The following is a 1,238-nucleotide window of genomic DNA, read 5'->3' as shown; positions in this document are numbered from 1 at the left end:
GCGGTGACAAATGTCTCAGCGCATCCCAAAAACAAGGCCCGCATGCAGGAAAAAGGGCGACCGTCGCGGCATCTGAAAACGGCGGCCTGGTAGCACTCGCGAATTCGAGTTGTTCAGGACATCCTTAACAGATTTCTGTATTTTGTGAAAATTTCCAGCGCTTGCTCATCACCATCGACTAAACGCTCATAAAGTTCAATATTCTCCGCCCATTCTTTAAAAATCAAAAATGATTGAAAACCGCCAATCAAATTTCTATCCACTATTAGTTTCCAACATTGCGGCAGACTATCATCAATCACCGCAAAGTATTTATAACAAACCGGCTTTGGATAAGAATCCTCATCATATTCATATATGTAATAGAAGGGAATACTCTTCCAAAAAACCACTGCTTGGACAACATATTCTTTGTCGATTTGAATATTTTCATAAACACTTGAAAATGCGAAGCCTATTAAATTTTCTTCGAAAAATATATCGTCAATTTCTTGAGTGACTGCCTTGACTTTCATATTTTCAACTATCTGGGTGCGTCGCCAGAGGGGATTCTTGGCTCAGTTTTTTTAGCATAATTTCCGATGCCATCAGAGGTTCTTGCCTTGAATTTAAAGTCCGCAGCCTTCCCCGTTTGTGGATTTCGTACATAGTGAACTACCGAATTTCGCCCATCTGCGGATTTAACCTTGTATTCCCATTTCTCCCATCCTTTATATCGCTCATTCTTCATGTTATCCATGATCTTTGTGCCAGCTCCTTTCTTGGCGGCCTCCATGGTCATGCGATCTTGAATGGACGACGGTGCTTTTATTCTAGGGTCCTTATCGAATCTCCCAGTCTGATCATTTCTATAACGATCGGACTTTGGACAGTAGCTCCACCCCCAAGGATCAATCCAGCTGAGTGGATTCGGGGCGTACCCATGCAAATTCAGGCCGCCCGCCAGCCCAATCGGATCCGGCGTCGTAAACGCCCCCAGATCCGCGTCGTAGTACCGGAACGTGTTGTAGTGCAGCCCCGTTTCCCTGTCCAGGTACTGCCCCTGCATTCGGAGGTTCTGCTGCAGCTGCGCTGTCTGGTTGGCCAGGTGCTGTTGTGGCTGCAGAACTGGCCTGCCTGACTCGTCATAGCTCTGCCATTCCTCCCGGACTGTGCTGCCCCACGTGCTGTATTGCGCTGTCCACACCAGGTGCCCGTTGTTGTCGCTCAGCTCTTCCGGCAGGCCGTTGGGCTGGGTG

Annotated in this window: 2 protein-coding genes; both read right to left on the bottom strand. The window is 47.7% G+C overall.

Annotated elements, in window-relative coordinates:
- Positions 1-113: 113 nt before the first annotated feature.
- Positions 114-515 carry a hypothetical protein gene (locus ACOQFS_RS04810; protein WP_421561775.1) on the bottom strand — a complete coding sequence of 134 codons (402 nt, stop codon included), beginning with the start codon at positions 513-515 and terminating at the stop codon, positions 114-116.
- A gap of 8 nt (positions 516-523) precedes the next feature.
- A partial coding sequence (locus tag ACOQFS_RS04805; protein WP_421561774.1) for an RHS repeat-associated core domain-containing protein occupies positions 524-1,238 on the bottom strand: 715 nt, incomplete at its 5' end.

The organism is Paracidovorax sp. MALMAid1276, from assembly GCF_049198005.1.
In the GTDB taxonomy this organism is placed as follows: domain Bacteria; phylum Pseudomonadota; class Gammaproteobacteria; order Burkholderiales; family Burkholderiaceae_C; genus Acidovorax.
Note: the sequence above shows the minus strand (reverse complement) of the source record. Positions and strands in the feature narration are given on the sequence as shown.